The sequence below is a fragment of the Desulfoluna sp. CYM3A genome, from assembly GCF_056829965.1.
Window position 1 is genome coordinate 6,086,656 of the sequence record NZ_CP186556.1, and the last position, 17,231, is coordinate 6,103,886.

The window sequence follows — 17,231 nt, forward strand, 5'->3', positions numbered from 1 at the left end:
TCCAGAAGAATAAAATGGGCCTCTCCTGCAAAAACGGTTGCCACATGTCACACACCACGCGAATGCCCTGTGAGCTTTCGCATAATAGCGGCCTCCATGCATTCGCCTTAGGGTTTCCAGGTGCCCCCACCTGGCCGCCGAAGGCGCTTTTTAACGTTTTTCCTGCGTTTCCAATCGAATGAGCCGGCCGCCTTCGGGGATGTCGTCTTCGTCGTGGGTGACGAGCAGGGCCGGGATTCCCATGGCGGTGATCTGGTCGAAGACAAAGGCCCGGAAGCTTTTTCTCAAGGGCTTGTCCAGCTTGGAAAAGGGTTCGTCCAGCAGCAGGGCGTCGGGGCGGCTTATGAGGGCACGCATGAGGCTTATTCGTGCTTTTTGTCCGCCGGAGAGGGCCGTCGGGTGCCTGTGGGCCAGCTCGGCAAGGCCCAGGTCGGTGAGGACCTGCAGGGCCTTGGCCCTCCTTTGGCCTGGTTTTCCCCCTGGCAGGGCGAACAGGAGGTTTTCCAGGACGGTCATGTGGGGAAAGAGGAGGTCGTCCTGAAAGAGGATGGCGATGCCCCGTTTTTCAACGGGCAGACCCGAGAGGGACCGCCCGCCCAGGGAAAGCTCTCCCGTGGCCTTGAAGGCCGGGGCCAGGGCCCCTGAGATCCAGCTGAGGATGGTGGATTTTCCGCAGCCCGACGGGCCCATGAGGGTGACCACCTCCCGGGGGGCCACGGTGAAGCTCAAGGTGTGGCAGAGGGCCTCGGTGCCGTGATGGATGGTGAGGCCGGAGACGGCCAGTGTGTGGGTCATGGGGTGCCTCGCTTGAGTCGTGGAACGATAAGGGCCGCAGCATAGGCCAGGGTGGGCAGGGCGAGCTGGATCAGGGCGTAGACCGCGGCAAGGCGCCTGTCCACTCCGCTGCCGATGGCCACGGCTTCGGTGGTGATGGTGGAGACCCGGCCGCCCCCGAGCATCAGGGTGGGGAGGAACTGGGCGATGGAGACGGAAAAGCCCACGGCCCAGGAGAAGAGAACGGGGCGAAGGAGCATGGGCAGCTTGATCCTGAAAAAGCAGGCCAGGGGCGACCGGCCCATGGAGAGACCTGCGGTGACGTAGCGCTGGTCAAAGGCAAGGTAAGTGCCGTTGAGGCAGAGCCAGGTGTAGGGAAAGACAAAGAGGAGGTGCCCCCACATCACCAGGGCGAGGGACCCGGAGAGGCCCGCCTTGAGGGCTGCCACCTGGATCCCGAAGACCATGGGGAGCTGAGGGAGCAGGATGGGCAGGGCGATGAGGCCCAGGGGCAGTCGCCTCTCAGAAGGTGCCTGATGCTCCACACCACGAGAAAAACGGCCGACGCGCTCACCATGGCGGCTATGGCAAAGGACACGCCCATGGGCTCCGAAGCAAAGGGCAGCTCCGCCGTCCAGTTCGAAAAGGTCATGCGGGAGGGCAGGGCATCGGGGAACCGCCACCTTCGAGCGATGCTCCAGAGGCAAAGCCCGGCAAAGACCGACAGGGTGACCAGGGCCCCTGCCGGGACGCTGAGGCGGGCGACCCTCGACAAAAAATGGCTTGGGCGCCCGCGTCGCCCGTTGACCTGGTTTTTTTTGAGCAGGGGAGCTATGAGGCGCTCCATGGCCATCCAGCATCCCATGAGCCCCAGGGTCAGGCTGAAGAGGAGCAGGGCCCCTGCCGCTGCCCGGGGCATGAGGGCGAGCTCCGGCTCCTGAAACCAGTGAAATACCTGGACCGCCAGGGTGGGGGGCCTGTTGGGACCCAGGAGCAGGGCCATGTCCACCACCGAGAGGCTGTAGGCCATGGCAGCAAAAAAGGGCAGGCGGATCAGGGGGTATAGCTGGGGGATGAGGAGCTTTTGCCAGACCCGGTGGGGCGGGTAGCCGAAGCTGCGTCCGAGCCGGAGCTGACGGTCCGTGTCGATCTGGGAGAGGGCCGCCATGCACATGAGGATGAGAAATGGGGTCTCCTTGAAGGCCAGGGCCAGGGTGAGGGTAAGGCCCAGGGGGTCCTGGATGATCTGCCAGTCCGGGGGACGGTGCCAGCCGGTGAGCACCGGAGAGACCAGGCGCACCAGCCAGCCGCTGGGGGATATGAGGAAGGCAAAGCCCACGGCAAAGGCCACATGGGGCAGGGCCAGCACAGGGGGCAGCACCCGCCGGATCCACGCCCACCAGCCGGTGCCCCGGGTGAAGGTGACCACAAGAAGGGAAAGGGCCAGAGAGAGGATCGGGGCGCCGACGCCTGTCAGCACGGTGAGGCCCATGCTTGTCCCCAGGCCCGGTTCGGCCAGGAGCAGGCGAAAAGCCCCTGTGCCCGGGCGCAGCTGTCCTGTGGCTGGTGCCGCACCCAGGGCGGGAAGCACCACGCCGGCCACACCGCAGGCCAGGGGGGCCAGGCAGAAGAGGGCAACAAGGGTTGGGAAAATACGCAGCATCATCGACGTCCCTTTGGGCATCACTGCCCGTACCGTCTTTTCCACTCCTTCTCAAGGGCCGTCATCCAGGAGGGGTGGGGCTCGGCAACGCTTTTGCAGAGCGTGGGGGCGGTTTTGAAGAGGGCTCGCTCTTCGGCGGTCAATCTGTCCATGGCAAGGACCGTGGGGTCTCCCCAGATGTCGGTGTCCGCTTTTCTGGCCTGGGCTTCGGGGGACAGGAGAAAGTTGATGACCACCTTGGATGCTGCCCTGGCGTCGCTGTTGTAAGGGATGGCCAGAAAGTGGCTGTTGGTGAGGGCGCCGATGTCAAAGACCAGGGACCGGGCTCCGGCGGGGAGGAGGCCCTGCCCGGCTTTGGTACGGGCGTCCTGGGGGTTGAAGCTGATGGCCAGGTCGATCTCTCCGTCGTCCAGGAGCTGCACCATGTGGGAGCTGCCCGTGGGAAAGGCCCCTGCCCTGCGCCAGGCAACGGGGTGCAGGGCGTCGAGCCATCGCCACAGGGGCGATGTGATTCGGTCCACGTCGGCTTCGGAGGCGGGGCTGTACAAGGGGGCCGGGTCGTCGATCAGGTCCAGGAGCACCTGTTTGAGAAAAGAGGAACCGTGAAACTCCGGGGGCATGGGGTAGGCCACGCGTCCCGGGTGGGCCTTGGCGTAGGCCAGGAGGGCCGCTGCGTTTGTGGGGGGCTCCGGGGTGCGCTGCGGATCGAAGATGAGGTTGAGCTGCCCCACGCCCCAGGGTGTCTCCAGTCCATCCACCGGAACGGTGAAATCCCTGTCCACCTGGAGTCTTTCCCGGTCCAGCAGGGCGTCGTTGGGCAGCTCCTTGACAAAGGGGCCGTGGAGGAGCCCGGCCTCCTTCATGGCCTTGAAGTTCTCGCCGTTGATCCAGATCATGTCAACGGAACCGTCCCGGGTTTTGCCTGCGATTTTTTCAGCCAGGATGCGGCCCACCACGTCGGAAATATCCGTGACCTTCACATGGACAAGGCGAATGCCGTAGCGCTTTTTCACCTCGGCACCGGCCCATCGGATATAGGTGTTGATCTCCTGGCTGCCGCCCCAGGCGTTGAAGTAAACGGTCTGCCCCCGGGCGTCGGAAAGGGTCTGTTGCCAGGGGCCTGCGTGGGCCGGTGAGAGGGGCAGGAGAAGGGCCAGGCAGAAAAGGAGGCGTGTGAGCATGATGGGCTGTCCTTTCGAAAAGGGCGGTTTATCGGCAGGTGTCTGCTCTATGGGAATTATTGGATTTGCCAATGACGTACTGCGATATACATCAATGCGAAAGACAATGCTACCATTTTGAGGATGTCCGGGGAAGGTGAAAGGGGGGGGGATATTCAGGGCCAACGCATTCAAAGTTCCATTGCCTCCGGCGGGTCGCTTTTTGAAAAAAAGTTCCGGTAAAAACGAAAAAACGGGAGGGGCTGTGGCCGGTTGCGACGCGTCCAAAAAAATGGAACCTGTTTGTTAAACGTTTCAAATGGTTGGCCCCCGGCAGGGCCGCCGGAGGCAAAACCTGAATGCGTTGGCCCTGATTGGATGAAATGGCAGGGTTATGCGGCGTCTCCATGGAAGAAAACCGCACCCATGGCGCAGACGAAGTGGGCGGTGTGGCTTTCGTTGCTCCACTCCAGATCGATGCCGAAGCATCGCCGGGCCAGGTCCATGAGATTCACCCCCAGGGATTCAAGGCTGAAGATTCGTTGGTCGGGCTTGGCGCATATGGTGACCCCCTCTTCAGCGACGCAGCGATCGCATGCCATGCAGGGGCCGGCACCGGCAATGGTGTAGCCCTCTTCCCGTGAGGCGTAGAGCTCATCCACCAGAAAGCCGCGGACCTGCTTGAAACAGAGGCGGTAACGGTCCTGCAGGAGTTCCCCGGAGAAGTATTCCAGGGGCAGGCGAAGGCAGATGACCCGGGCGCTTTTTTTGCCTTGCGTGTAGTGGATAAACGTCGGGCTGAACGGGGGGCAGGCGAGGTTGGTGCCGTATTGGCGGCAGGCTTCGCAGGCCGTTTTGTACCTGCTGTGGTGCTCGATGGCGGAGAGGGGCACCACGGTTTCAAACCGCTCGTAATAGATGGGCTCCCCCGACGGGTCCGCTGCTTCGCAGACGGCCATGGAGACCTCTTCCCCCACGGGGATGCGACGGTCGCGGCTCGAGATGTTGACAGCGTAGGCCAGGGCTTCCGCTGCCTGCTGATGCGGTTGGTGCAGGCGGCGCACCGTCCTTTTGATTCATCTCTCCAGATTTCGAGCTCCTGTCCGCAGTGGGGACAGGGAAACAGCTCGGGGACAGACATCAGGGTCTGGTCCCTTCCAGGGCACCTGGGCAACATGACTGGCTCTCCTTTGGTGCATGGCACCATGGGGCGTTGTGGTGACGGATGGGAACACCCATGGTGTCTCCCTCCGTTGTTTTGCGCCGACATCGTCCATCTTGTCGGGGTGCTCGGTGAAAAAGCAAAAAAAGGTATTTCGCAGGTGCAGTATGCGGTGCTCAAGGTAAGTAATGCGGGATAGTGTCTAATGGTGTGGTATATTTCTATATATCTGAAATTGTATGTTATTGAAAGAAGAAAATGGTCGGCTTGCGGAGCATTCGCTAAAGACACAGGCGTATATTATTTAGGTGTAGGAAGACGGAGTGCGGGTTTAAGACTATATATAGTTAAATAGAGCGGGAGACACAGCTTCCAGCTTCAGGGAATGTGGGGATTTTGCCAATTCTTCGCAATTTTTCCAGGCCTCGGACCCGCCCGGTGGCAGGCCGGCGGGCACCCATGGGTTGCTGCACGGGGACTTTGTGTTTGGGGCCTCCCTTGGTACGGCTTGTGCAACACGAGGGGTGAATCACCGGCCGGTTCCACCGGAGGGTGAGGGCACGCATGGGCGACGGTGAATGAGCCAAGGCGGCGGCCCCGGCAGATAACGGATGCAGCCCCATTCCCCCCGGAAGAGACGGCTTCTACCCTGTCCGGATACGGCGCATGAGCCACCGCCATTATTATTTGCCGCAGGCGCTTTCAGGCACGTCCCCTGAACGTCCAACCACTGCCTGAAGCGCCCCCATGCAGCCCCCCAGTCTCCGTCAGGTTTCCACGGCCGGTTGACATGCCTCGATATCGGGGACCGGTATCGCCTGTTTGACACCGATGCCGACGCCCTTGGAATTCAACCGGTAACCGAAGAAAGAGAGCCCTGTGCCCCTCTGCGGGGTGCCTCGGCACAATGGGAGCGACGAGCCTATGTTTACTGTCATCGGAGAGCGGATCAACACCACCCTGAAAAGCGTGAAGGCGGCTGTGGCCGAACGGGATGCCGACTACATCGCAGAGGATGTAAAAAAGCAGGCGGCCGCCGGGGCCACGTACATTGATGTCAATGCCGGGGCCCGCATCGGGTGTGAAGAAGAGGACATGCGCTGGCTCCTCGGGGTGGTTCAGGAGGCGACCTCCCTTCCCCTGTGCCTGGACAGCCCGGACCCCGCGATCCTGGAGATGGCTTACGGCCTTGCAACGCAAAAGCCCATGATCAACTCCATCAGCCTGGAGACGGACCGGTTCGAGCCCATGATGGCTTTTTTCAAAGGAAAAGCGTGCCGGGTGGTGGCCCTCTGCATGGACGATTCCGGCATGCCCACTTCCGTGGATGAGGTCTTTGACCGGGCAAGGCGCCTGGTGGAGTCCCTTGCTTCCATCGGGGTGGAGCGGGACGACATCTTCATCGACCCGTTGATCCAACCCCTGAGCGTGGCAACAGGCAACGGGACCATGGCCATGGAGGCGGTGGAACGCATCATGACGGAACTCCCCGGGGTTCATACCACCGGCGGGCTCTCCAACATCTCCTTCGGCCTTCCCCAGAGGCGGATGGTCAACCGCAGCTTTCTGGCCATGATGATGGCCCGGGGCCTTGATTCAGCCATCATGGACCCCCTGGACAGTGAACTGATGGCCACCTTGACCACGGGCGTCGCCCTGAAAGGCGGGGACAAATTCTGCATGAACTACCTCAAAGGCGTGCGTGCAGGCAGGATCAAGGCGTAATGATTTCGGGGCGCATGCGAAGCGCCCCTTTGATAAGCCAGCTGCGCGCGGCCTTGGTTCCGCCGCGTTTTTTTCCCGTGGTATGGCGGGACGGACGCCGCGCTGCAGCGGCTTTATCGTGGTGCCACCCCGTGGGAACGGGTGGCGGCGCGGTGGGGGGTTGGTTTTTCCGGCGGGTTTGTGATACCCCTGACAACAGGGAAAGATCAGTGGAAACATCCCTTTCTATGGACTCGGCTCATCGCAGGGCGTGGGTCGGGATGGTTCGAATGAACACAAAAAAGAGGGGGGCATGGTGCGACGGCCTGACGTGAAGTTCCTTTTGGCAGCTCTTTTGCTGCTTTTCGCTTTTTCGGCCGCGGTGTCGGCAGCAACCCCTGTGGCTGTGGATCCGTTGACCCCTGAGGAGCGTGAATGGCTCACAGCCCATGACGGCAAGATCCGCCTGGCCCCTTCCCCTAACTGGGAACCCCTTGAATTTTTTGATGAAAACGGGCGCTATCGTGGGCTCGTTGCCGATTACATGCACCTTGTGGAGGAGCGCCTGGGATTTCGCTTCAAGGTGATCCGCATCGACTCCTGGGAGAATGTCCTGACCCTGGCGCGCCACCGGGAGGTGGATATCATCAGCGCCGCCCATCATACCCGCGAACGGGGGGAGTTTCTGGACTGGTCCCCGACCCTTTTTACCCTCTCCAACACCATCATCGTCAAAAAGAGCGTGCCGGGCGTGCTGACCCTGGGCCGGATGCAGAACATGACCATCGGCGTGCCCGCCGGGTACGCCGTGTACCACTATATCAAGGGCACCTACCCGGACCTCAACCTGGTTCCCGTCGCCAGCGGCCGTGAAGGGATGCGCATGGTCTCCTTCGGGGAGCTCGATGCCATGATCATGGAGGTGCCCAACGCCCTGTTCGTCATTGAGGACCAGCAGATTACCAACTTGAGGCTGGCCGGCACCATCGACTTCAAGGTGGAGCTGGGCACGGCCACCCGCAACGACTGGCCCCTTTTCCGGAGCATCATGGAAAAAGGGCTGGCCCTCATCACCGAGGAGGAGCGGGCCGACATCTACAACAAATGGGTCCGGCTGGAACAGATCCCTTTTTACCGAAACCCCACCTTCTGGACGGTGATCAGCTCCATGCTCATCGTGGTGGCGGTGGTGATGGCCGCCGTTATTGCCATCAACCGCACCCTGAAGATGCAGGTGGCCCAGCGGACCGAAGAGCTGCGCGTCAATGAAAAAAGGCTGGAGGCCCTGCTTCGCCTCAACCAGATGACCGACGCCTCCATGGATGAGATCATGGCCTTTGCCGTGAAAGAGGCGGTGAAGCTGACCCGGAGTCGGTTCGGGTACCTGGCCTTTGCCGACAGCACCGGCTGGCTGTTTGTTCATGACTCTCCGTATTCCGCCGCAGGCAAGGGGTGGACCGCCACCTGCACCCCGGAAGGCTTTCCCGAAGAGTTTCGAGGGTTCTGGGGCGAGGCCCTGGCCAGGCGGGTGCCGGTGACCACCAACGATTACCCGGCCAGCAATCCGGCCATGAAGGGTGTGCCCACCGGTGTCGGCCCCATTTTTCGGTACATGAACATTCCGGTGTTGAAGCGCGGAGAGGTGGTGGTCGTGGCCGGGGTGGGCAACAAGCCTGTTCCGTATGACGACGCGGACCAGCGCCAGGTGACCCTGCTCATGGCGGGGATGTGGCGCATGGTGCAGAGGCGGCGATCCGAGGAGGCCCTGAAACAGAGCGAAAAAAGGTTCCGCGACCTGGTGGAGAGCGCCCTGACGGGCATCACCATCGTCCAGGCCGGGGAGGTGGTGTACAACAACCCCGAGCAGGAGCGGATCATGGGGGCGCTGGCTCCCTTCGGGACCCGCAGGGACGAGGCGATCCACCCCGACGACCTGGAGGCCGTGAACCGTTTTTCCGAGGCTGTCATGAACGGGGAGCCGGGCCTCCACGAGGCGGAGTTTCGGCTTACCCCCACCGCCGGAGACATGGGGGAAGGGCGGCAGACCTGGGTGACTTGCCGGGCCAACCCCATCGAGTTCCAGGGGGAGTCGGCCATGCTCATCAACACCATGGACATCACCCGGGCCAAGAAGCTCGAACACCTTTTGGTGGTTCAGGACAAGATGGCCTCCCTGGGCCACGTGGCCGCGGGCATCGCCCATGAGATCCGGAACCCCCTGTCGGGCATTAATATCTACATGAGCACCTTGGAAAAGAGGGTGGCCGCCGGTCGATCCATTGCAGAGCTGGAGCCGGTGTTCCGTCAGGTGCGCTCGGCTTCGGGAAAGATTGAGTCGGTGATCCGGCGGGTCATGAACTTTTCCAAGCCGTGTGAACCCAAGATCGTGCTGACCCGGATCAACAAGCCGGTGCGGGAGGCCCTGGCCCTGTCCATGATGATGCTCACCAAGAGCAACATCCATGTGGAGCAGCGGCTGGACGAGGCCCTGCCCAGGTGTTATGCCGAGCCCCAGCTTATTGAGGAGGTGGTGCTCAACCTCATCACCAATGCGGCCAGCGCCCTGAAGGCGTGGCCCTGGGAGAAGCGTATCCGCGTCTCCACTTACCTGGAGGGCGGTGAGATCATCCTCCAGGTGGAGGACTCCGGGCCCGGGGTGCCCCGTGAGGTTCGGGACCGGGTGTTCGAACCGTTTTTTACCACCAAGAACAACAGCACCGGCATCGGCCTGAGCCTCTGCCACCGCATCGTCACAGATCACGGCGGCAGCATCCGGGTGGAAGAGGGCGAAGGCGGCGGGGCCCGGTTTGTGGTGGCCCTTCCCCTGGAGGGCCACCGCGGCGGATCCGGGAATGTACGGCATGGACTGTAGCGGTGGGTGCACCGATATCACAATATAGCCCGGATCATTAAATGCCCGGGATGGGGACAATGCAGAGTATGATGACGATCGATTACAAAGTATTTATCGTAGATGATGAGGAGACAATTCGGGAGGGAATCACCCTGGCCCTCTCCGACCGGTATACCCTCACGGGGTTTGCCGACGCGGAGTCGGCCATTGAGGGGGTGACGGCCGAGGCCCCGGACCTGATTCTCCTGGATATCGGGCTCCCCGGCATGGACGGGGTCGAGGCCCTGGGCCGGATCAAGGAGATCCATCCGGATGTGCTGGTGATCATGATCACGGCCTACGAGGACATCAACTCCGTGATCACCTGCATGAAAAAAGGGGCCTACGACTACATCATCAAGCCCATCCACATGGAGGGACTTGAGAACACCATTGAAAACGCCCTGGAGACCATTCGCCTGCGAAAAGAGGTGAGGGCCCTGCAGGAGCGGCAGCTCACCGAGAACATGCCCTGCTTCATCGGAGAGAGCAACGCCATCCACGACATCATGGAGTTCATCACCATGGTGGCCAAGAGCCCGGACACACCGGTGTTGATCCTGGGGGAAACCGGCACGGGCAAGGAGCTCATTGCCAGCACCATCCACTACCGGAGCCCCAACTTCAAGGGGCCTTTTGTGACGGTGAACTGCGCGGCCATTCACAAGGAACTCATCGAAAGCGAGCTCTTCGGGTATGAAAAGGGCGCCTTCAGCGGGGCCAGCACCACGGGCAAGACCGGGCTCATCGAGGCCGCCGAAGGGGGGACCCTTTTTCTGGATGAGGTGGGGGACATGGGCCTCGACACCCAGGCCAAGCTCCTTCGGTTCCTCGAAGAGGGCGAGTTTTACAAGGTGGGGAGTACGGTGAAACGCAAGGTGAAGACCCGCATCGTCTCGGCCACCAACCGGGACCTGGACAAGATGATCACCGAGGAGACCTTCCGCAAGGACCTCTTCTTCCGCCTGGGGGTCATCAAGATCAACGTCCCCTCCCTGAACGAGCGGCGGGAAGACACCCTGATCCTCGCCCGGAATTTCATGCACACCTTTGCCGAGAAGTTCGGAAAAACCATCACCGGCATGACCGAGGAGGCCGAAGACAGGCTTCTTATCTACAGCTGGAGCGGCAACGTCCGGGAGCTTAAGAACATGATGGAGCGGGGGGTGCTCACCGCAAGGGGAGAGAAACTCACCGTGGAGGACCTGGGCCTTGAGGATGTCCGGCGGGGAGAGATCATGGAATCCGGTCCCACCGGCTTTGCGCCCCTGCCCCCCACGGGCATCGATATCCAGGAGGTGAGGACCGCCATGGAGACCTTTTATTTCAAAGAGGCCCTGAAGATGGCCAAGGGCAACGAGTCCAAGGCCGCTCGTCTGCTAAACCTCAATCACCACACCTTTCGTTACCAGCGCAAGAAAATCCTGCCCGACGATTAGGCAGCTCGGACTGCAGGCGCCCTTTCCCGCACAAGGGGCGGCCAGAAGAAACCACTCCCCCTTTTTTGCTCGGCAAAGGGGGAGTTTTTTATTGCCTTGAATTGGCACCCGCCTTCTTCCTACTTCATGCCTTCCATGTCTTCATTGCCTTTCCTTCAGATGCCAACCGGAACCTATGCTGTCATGCCTTCACGCCGGTAACCCCACCTGTGTCCGGATGCCGGGATGTGTGCATTTTCCGGGCATGCGTTTATCGGCTGAACCTGGTTTTGCATTCTTTCGAAAGATTTGAAGAATTGTCAGGCGCCTCTGGCAGGGCACATGGCAGGTCCGGAGACCGTGAGGGATGACGGGGGGCGTCCACTGAAATTTTCTAGATGAGTGAAAGCCAATGCTGGCAAGCTTTTCTAACTTTATTGCCCTTTCAATGACTACCCTTGAAGCCTTCGGTGGCACGCTCCATGCAATTTCCTGATGCAGACGCAATGAATCGCGTACCCAAAAAAGAGTCGCCGTGCATGGCCGGGAGGTGAGTACCCGCGGCGGTGGTGGGGACGGAACCGAAACCCGCCGTCCCCCACAGAAGCTTTGAAAGGGCTTCCGCCGCATGAAGGAGGGTGCACCTTGTCTGGCCCGGCCAGGGCACGGTGCCCGGAGAAGGGTCCGGGGGTGGTGTTTTTCCTGTTTTATGGCCTGCCCCTGTCCCCTTTGCCCGCCGCACCAAGTCGGGGCGGGACGGGGCGCGTTACCAACGGGAACGATATGGAAGAGACCATGATGCACAACCAACCACACAGCCCACAGTCCCATCCGGCCCATTGCATGCTCTGCATTGAGCCGGCCGACGGTGTGGCCCAGGTGTATCGGTCCTCTCTTCTTGAACCGAGCCCGGAGTGCAGTGACCGTATGACGGTTTCTGCGCTGACAACCCTGAAGCGAATTGAATGCCTGTGTGGTGGTGTACCGCACAGGCATTTTTGTTTTTGGGGGGAGGCCTGGGGCGGTTTTCAGTCCGCAGGGGGGATCCATCCACTGACCCAAGGCCATATGGGGCGAGGATGCCGCGTTTTGACGGTATCTTCTCGTCACCGAACGTATGCCCGCACAGAGCTGAAGGGGGAGGCGCGATGTCCGGCACGCGCGCACTCGGCTCGCCCGAAGGGTGAGAAAATCGAGCAGAAAACCTTGAATGACATTCAATTTTTTGTCTCGGCCGTTTTCTCATGAAATATCCGGGAAAGGCGTTGCGGGGGAGTAGGGAGGGCATTCGGGAAGAACACAGCGGTCAGGCAAAGGGAGCGACGCCCAGGCGAGGCGGCGAGCCCGGAATCATGCCGTAGCCACAGGGCTCAGCCGCGGGGTTTTTCACGGAGTCCCAGAGAAGTCCAACCAATCAAGGAGGAGTGACACATTGAGTAACTCGACGGACAAACCCGTACAAATCGAACCGGTCCTGTTTTTTTCAGCGCTGGTGGTGACCCTGGTCACCTGTATTCCCATCGTCATGTTTCAAGACAAGGCGCTGGTGGTGCTGACCAACATCCGGAAATATTTCACAGGTAACCTGGGCTGGACCTTTATGCTCTTTGCCGTGGCCGCGGTGATTTTTTTCCTCTGGCTGATCTTCGGCCCCTACCGCCATGTGAGGCTGGGCGGCCAGGATGCCAAACCCGAGTTCGGTAACATCAGCTGGGTGGCCATGCTCTTCTGCTGCGGCATCGGCACCGGCCTCATCTACTGGTCTTTTATCGAGCCCATTTATTACATGCAGGGTCCTCCCTTCGGCCTGGAGGTGGGATCCAAGGAGGCCAAGGAGTGGGCGGCCTGCTACGGTATCTTCCACTGGGGCTTTGTGCCCTGGGCCCTTACAGCGGTCTTCGGGGTGCCCATTGCCTACTCGTATTACCAGCGCAAAACCAAGCGCCTCAGCATCGGCGCCGCCTTTGAAGGGCACGTGAAGAGCCCCGGGTTCAAACTGTTTGTGGACCTTCTCATCATGTTCGCCATCCTGGGCAACGTGGTGACGGTTCTGGGCCTGGGTACCCCCATGCTGTCGGCCACCATCGCAAAATTCGCCGGTGTGGAGACCAGCCTGACCCTGGACATCCTTGTCGTGGGCATCTGGACCGTCATGTTCTGCTGCAGCTGTTACTTCGGCCTGGAGAAGGGCATCAAACGGCTCAGTAACTTCAACCTGGTTCTGGCCTTTGTCCTCATGACGGCCGTGCTCCTGGTGGGCCCCACCAGCTGGATCCTCAACACCTTTGTCAACAGCCTCGGCATGATTTTCGACAACGTTATCCGCATGTCCATGTGGACCGACACCGCCGGGCAGAGCGGCTGGCCCCAGGGCTGGACCATTTTCTTCTGGGCCTGGTGGCTCGGGGCGTCTCCCTTTGTGAGCGTCTTCCTTGCCAAGATCTCCAAGGGCCGCACCCTGCGTGAAATGGCCGTTGCGGTTCTTGTCTGGGGCCCCCTGGGCTGCGCCGTCTTCTTCGGCGTGTTCGGCGGCTACTCCCTGTACATCGAGCTCAACGGCGCCGAGTCCATGACCGCCATGATGGCGGCCAGCGGTCCGGCCAAGACCATTGCCTCTCTCATCGCGGCCCTTCCCCTGGGCCAGCTCATGCTGCCTCTGTTCATTATGCTGATGTTCATCTTCTGCGCCACCACCCTGGACTCTGCCTCCTACGTTCTGGCCACGGTGAGCACCAAGGAGCTGCCCATGGACAAGGAGCCTGCCCGCTGGAACCGTATGTTCTGGTCCGTGATCAACGGCGTGGCGGCCATCAGCCTGATGTTCATCGGCGGCCTCAAGCCCCTGCAGGCGGTGGCGGTTCTCACATCCTTCCCTCTGCTCTTCATCATGCTGGGGGCCGGTTACTTTTTCATCAAGGACCTTCACCGGTATGAGACGCGGTGTGTCTCGGCCCTTCAGCCTCCTCCGGAATCCATGGAAGAGGCGGTGGAAAAACAGGCCGCATAGCGCGGTCCCTTTCGGACGGCATGCAAGAGCCCTGCACTCCCTGTGCAGGGCCTTGCAGCTGGCCGGATGAAACCCTTTGACAGCAAGAAGGCGGAGGGGAGGCGCGCCCCTTCGCCTTGATATCCCGTAATCCCGCGGCGTGACAGGAGACTACAAGGACATGGCATTGGCAAACCGTATCAATGTGGTGGGCACAGATGAGCTGGCCCGCATTCACGAAGCAACCGTCCAGGTACTTGAGACCACCGGGGTCGAGTTCAAGTCGGACGAAGCCCTGGCCCTTTTCAAGCAGAACGGGGCCGAGGTGGACGGGCACCGGGTGAAGATTCCCCGCTCCCTGCTGGAAAAATCCCTGGAGAGCGCTCCTTCGTCCATTTCCCTGTGGGGCCGGGACAAAGAGACCGTGGTGACCCTTGGCGAGGGACAGACCCGCACCCATGTGGAGCCGAGCAACGGCTGCGTCTTTACCCACGACATGGAGCGCGGGCGAAGGGCCTCCACCATGGCGGACCTCATCGACTTTTTCAAGCTGGCTCACCAGAGCCCTGTATGCACCATTTCCGGGGCCATCCCCGTGGAGCCCAACGACGTGCCCCCTGAAGAGCGCCCCTTGCGCATCTTTTTCGAGACCCTCAAGCACACCACCAAGCCCTTGAAGCGCAACGTGCAGCCCGCCCGGGAAATCGAAGAGATGTTTGCAATGTACGAGGTGGCCGTGGGCAAGGGGTTCCTTGCCGATCACCCCAGCATCTACGCCAGCGTCAACCCCTTGAGCCCCCTGGCCTTCGACACCGAGCCCATTGAAACCATCATGACCTATGCCCGGTACAATCAGCCCGTGACGGTCCTCTCCTGCGCACTGGCCGGGATCTCCGCGCCCATGAGCCTCCTGGGGGCCGCCGTGCTCCAGAACGCAGAGATCCTCTCGGGCCTGGTCCTGAGCCAGATGGTCACCCCCGGGGCCGGGGTCATCTACGCACCGGCCACGGCCGTGCCGAACATGATGACCGCCCAGTACGTCACCGGCTCCCCGGAGTCCCACCTCATCAATATCGTGAACCTGCAGATGGCTCTGGAGCTGTATCACCTGCCCACCCGCACCATGGCAGGGCTCAATGACGCCAAGGTGCCGGACGCCCAGGCGGGCTTTGAGACCATGCAGAACCTCATGCAGTGCATGCTTGGCGGGGCCCATGTCATCAACGAGTGCCTGGGCGTTCTGGACTCCATCATGACCAACTCCTTTGAAAAGTTCATTATGGACGAGGAGATGATCAGCCGGGTGCTCCGGTTCATGGAAGGGGTGGGCGGGATCCACACCGACCTTTCGGCAGAACTCATCGACACCATCGGGCCCCAGGGCTCTTTTCTTATGCACCCCACCACCATGAAGAACTGCCGGACGGCCTGGCGGCCCACGGTTTCGGACTGGAACAACCACGAAAAGTGGGACAAGCAGGGGGGAGAAGACGCCCTTGTGCGGGCCAACCGTCTTTACAAAGAGCGGCTTGCCGCCTGCCCCGAGTCCACCCTGGAGCCTGAACTCGAACGCGAACTCTCCGCCTTTGTGGATAAACGGCTGGGTTGATTCTGCTGTGACTGATGAGCCCGGCCTGGCCCCAGGGAGGCGGGCCGATTTTTTTAGACTGGTGCTACGGAAAACGTAAGGAGACTGATTATGGCTGACCTGAAAACCATTACCGAAACCCTCATTGCCGGAGACGATGAAGCCCTTGTGGGCCATGTGCAGGCTGCGCTGGATCAAGGCCTGGAGGCCGGGGTGATTTTGTCCGACGGCCTGATTGCCGGCATGGACGTGGTGGGGGGCCGCATGGAGACCGGAGAGATGTTCATCCCCGAGGTGCTCATGTCGGCCATGGCCATGGGGACTGCCGTGGAGATTTTAAAACCCCTGCTCTCCGAGGACGAAAACGCCTCGGTCGGAAAGGTGGTCATCGGCACGGTGAAAGGCGACCTGCACGACATCGGGAAAAACCTGGTGGTCATGATGATGGAGAGTGCCGGTTTTGACGTCACCGACCTGGGCGTGGACGTGGAGATCGATACCTTTCTGGACGAGATCCGGGAGAAGCAGCCGGACATTGTTGGCCTCTCGGCCCTGCTGACCACCACCATGCCCATGATGAAGTCCACGGTGGAGCAGATCACCGCCTCCGGCCTGCGCGACGGGGTGAAGATCATGGTGGGCGGTGCGCCGGTGGACCAGGCCTTCGCCGATGAGATCGGGGCCGATGCCTACGCCGCTGATGCCGGGTCCGCAAGCAAGCTTGCCAAGGCCATGCTGGCCTGAGGCTTGGATTCGATTTTATGGCACCGCGATGCCTTGCCGTCGTGTGTGCCAGTCCCTCCACAGGAGACCGAGGGGCAAAGGATGTTGCCGACCGCCTGTTGATGTGGTGAAACAGGGGGCGCGATACGTTTCCCGGGCGAATCTTCCCATTCGACCGGATCCTCCTAACGGCGTATCTTCAGGCACCCTTTGCCCCTCGACTCCCATGGCACCCTACCAGAAATCCCCCCTCATTCCGAGTTCCAAATCTCCTTCCCAATTTTGTAAGCTATCGAACCCGTTCGGCGGCCCTGCCGGGGGCTAAATTTTTGACTGATCTTATAACGACGGGTCTAATAAACAGGGTTTAAAAACAGACTCCGTTTCATCTGAATCAATAGCGAATGTGATTGTCCCTGAGGAACGAAGGGGAAAGCACATTGGCAACCTGCTTTCGAGGTGGCACGCCTCACCGCCGGAGGCATCGATTTTAAGGTTGTTCTTTTTAAACAGGCGGATATGGCCATGTGTGAAACCAAAAACGCAGGGAAAAAGAGGTGGGTTCTGTACAAGCCCCATGAGAGCTGATAGAAGGGATTTTGTGTGGAATGATCACTTTTATTATGGAGAGGCGTAACCGATGGTTGATGACCATGATATCTGCTACGACCTGTTGATCTCCCTGCGGCAGATCATACGGGCCACGGACCTGCACTCAAAGCAGCTTGTTAAGAAATACGGCCTGACCGGGCCCCAGCTCGTGGTGATCCAGGTGATCGCCAGGGAGGGGGAGATCTCCATCGGGAGCCTGGCCAAAAAGGTGAGCCTCAGCCAGGCCACGGTGACCAATATCGTGGAACGCCTTGAGAAGAACGGCGTCCTGAAACGGAAAAAAGGGGAGACCGACAAACGGCGGGTGCTGGTGGCAGCCACCGACAAAGCCCTTGAGATTATCCAGAACAAGCCGTCCCTGCTCCACGAGCAGTTTGTGGCGCGGTTCAATAAGCTCGAATCCTAAAGTAGGCCTTGCTGCTCTTCCCTTCAGCGCATCGCATCCATGATGAACGCGGAAAATCTGGAGGTGGCCCCCATCCTCTTTTCCGGTCCCATCAACACCCTGGAAGCCAAGGAGTAACCCCGGCCTCAATTAAGGTGCCCCC

Annotated in this window: 12 protein-coding genes; 7 read left to right on the forward strand and 5 right to left on the reverse strand. The window is 60.7% G+C overall.

The features are described from left to right. Positions 1-150 precede the first annotated feature (150 nt). From ACOYW1_RS30635 to ACOYW1_RS30655, 5 genes are all read right to left on the reverse strand, one after another. Complete coding sequence (locus tag ACOYW1_RS30635) at positions 151-795, reverse strand: ATP-binding cassette domain-containing protein (protein WP_482414519.1); 645 nt, start codon at positions 793-795, stop codon at positions 151-153. After that, a complete protein-coding gene (locus ACOYW1_RS30640; RefSeq protein WP_482420948.1) occupies positions 792-1,223 on the reverse strand; it encodes a hypothetical protein in 432 nt (143 codons plus the stop codon). The genes ACOYW1_RS30635 and ACOYW1_RS30640 overlap by 4 nt, the downstream gene beginning before the upstream one ends. Beyond that, a complete protein-coding gene (locus ACOYW1_RS30645) occupies positions 1,178-2,482 on the reverse strand; it encodes an ABC transporter permease (RefSeq protein WP_482420949.1) in 1,305 nt (434 codons plus the stop codon). The genes ACOYW1_RS30640 and ACOYW1_RS30645 overlap by 46 nt, the downstream gene beginning before the upstream one ends. Further along, positions 2,458-3,618, reverse strand: coding sequence for an ABC transporter substrate-binding protein (locus ACOYW1_RS30650; RefSeq protein ID WP_482420950.1), 1,161 nt, complete (start codon positions 3,616-3,618; stop codon positions 2,458-2,460). The genes ACOYW1_RS30645 and ACOYW1_RS30650 overlap by 25 nt, the downstream gene beginning before the upstream one ends. 371 nt (positions 3,619-3,989) lie before the next feature. Further along, the gene (locus ACOYW1_RS30655; protein ID WP_482420951.1) at positions 3,990-4,661 is read right to left on the reverse strand and encodes a DUF2284 domain-containing protein; all 672 of its coding nucleotides are present in this window, start codon (positions 4,659-4,661) and stop codon (positions 3,990-3,992) included. Between the two features lie 1,022 nt (positions 4,662-5,683). Here ACOYW1_RS30655 and ACOYW1_RS30660 point away from each other — a divergent pair. The 7 genes from ACOYW1_RS30660 (at position 5,684) to ACOYW1_RS30690 (ending at position 17,089) form a co-directional block, all read left to right on the forward strand. Then, positions 5,684-6,484, forward strand: a complete 801-nt coding sequence (locus tag ACOYW1_RS30660) for a dihydropteroate synthase (RefSeq protein WP_482414523.1) — start codon at positions 5,684-5,686, stop codon at positions 6,482-6,484. A gap of 292 nt (positions 6,485-6,776) precedes the next feature. Continuing rightward, entirely contained in the window at positions 6,777-9,335 is a 2,559-nt protein-coding gene (locus ACOYW1_RS30665; RefSeq protein WP_482420952.1) for an ATP-binding protein, read from the forward strand. A gap of 68 nt (positions 9,336-9,403) precedes the next feature. Further along, positions 9,404-10,795, forward strand: coding sequence for a sigma-54-dependent transcriptional regulator (locus tag ACOYW1_RS30670; protein WP_482414525.1), 1,392 nt, complete (start codon positions 9,404-9,406; stop codon positions 10,793-10,795). A gap of 1,411 nt (positions 10,796-12,206) precedes the next feature. After that, on the forward strand, positions 12,207-13,781 hold the full coding sequence (locus tag ACOYW1_RS30675) for a BCCT family transporter (RefSeq protein ID WP_482414526.1): 1,575 nt from the start codon (positions 12,207-12,209) through the stop codon (positions 13,779-13,781). Positions 13,782-13,941: 160 nt separating this feature from the next. Beyond that, positions 13,942-15,369 (forward strand): trimethylamine methyltransferase family protein, encoded by a 1,428-nt coding sequence (locus ACOYW1_RS30680; RefSeq protein WP_482420953.1) that lies wholly within the window; start codon positions 13,942-13,944, stop codon positions 15,367-15,369. Positions 15,370-15,459: 90 nt separating this feature from the next. Then, positions 15,460-16,092, forward strand: a complete 633-nt coding sequence (locus ACOYW1_RS30685; protein WP_482414528.1) for a corrinoid protein — start codon at positions 15,460-15,462, stop codon at positions 16,090-16,092. Positions 16,093-16,711: 619 nt separating this feature from the next. Continuing rightward, on the forward strand, positions 16,712-17,089 hold the full coding sequence (locus ACOYW1_RS30690) for a MarR family winged helix-turn-helix transcriptional regulator (RefSeq protein WP_482420954.1): 378 nt from the start codon (positions 16,712-16,714) through the stop codon (positions 17,087-17,089). Positions 17,090-17,231 lie beyond the last annotated feature (142 nt).

Coding starts and splice junctions, on each gene's coding strand:
- ACOYW1_RS30635 (WP_482414519.1), bottom strand. CDS start 795: ATGACCCACACACTGGCCGTCTCCGGCCTCACCATCCATCACGGCACC.
- ACOYW1_RS30650 (WP_482420950.1), bottom strand. CDS start 3,618: ATGCTCACACGCCTCCTTTTCTGCCTGGCCCTTCTCCTGCCCCTCTCA.
- ACOYW1_RS30660 (WP_482414523.1), top strand. CDS start 5,684: ATGTTTACTGTCATCGGAGAGCGGATCAACACCACCCTGAAAAGCGTG.
- ACOYW1_RS30665 (WP_482420952.1), top strand. CDS start 6,777: ATGGTGCGACGGCCTGACGTGAAGTTCCTTTTGGCAGCTCTTTTGCTG.
- ACOYW1_RS30670 (WP_482414525.1), top strand. CDS start 9,404: ATGATGACGATCGATTACAAAGTATTTATCGTAGATGATGAGGAGACA.
- ACOYW1_RS30680 (WP_482420953.1), top strand. CDS start 13,942: ATGGCATTGGCAAACCGTATCAATGTGGTGGGCACAGATGAGCTGGCC.
- ACOYW1_RS30685 (WP_482414528.1), top strand. CDS start 15,460: ATGGCTGACCTGAAAACCATTACCGAAACCCTCATTGCCGGAGACGAT.
- ACOYW1_RS30690 (WP_482420954.1), top strand. CDS start 16,712: ATGGTTGATGACCATGATATCTGCTACGACCTGTTGATCTCCCTGCGG.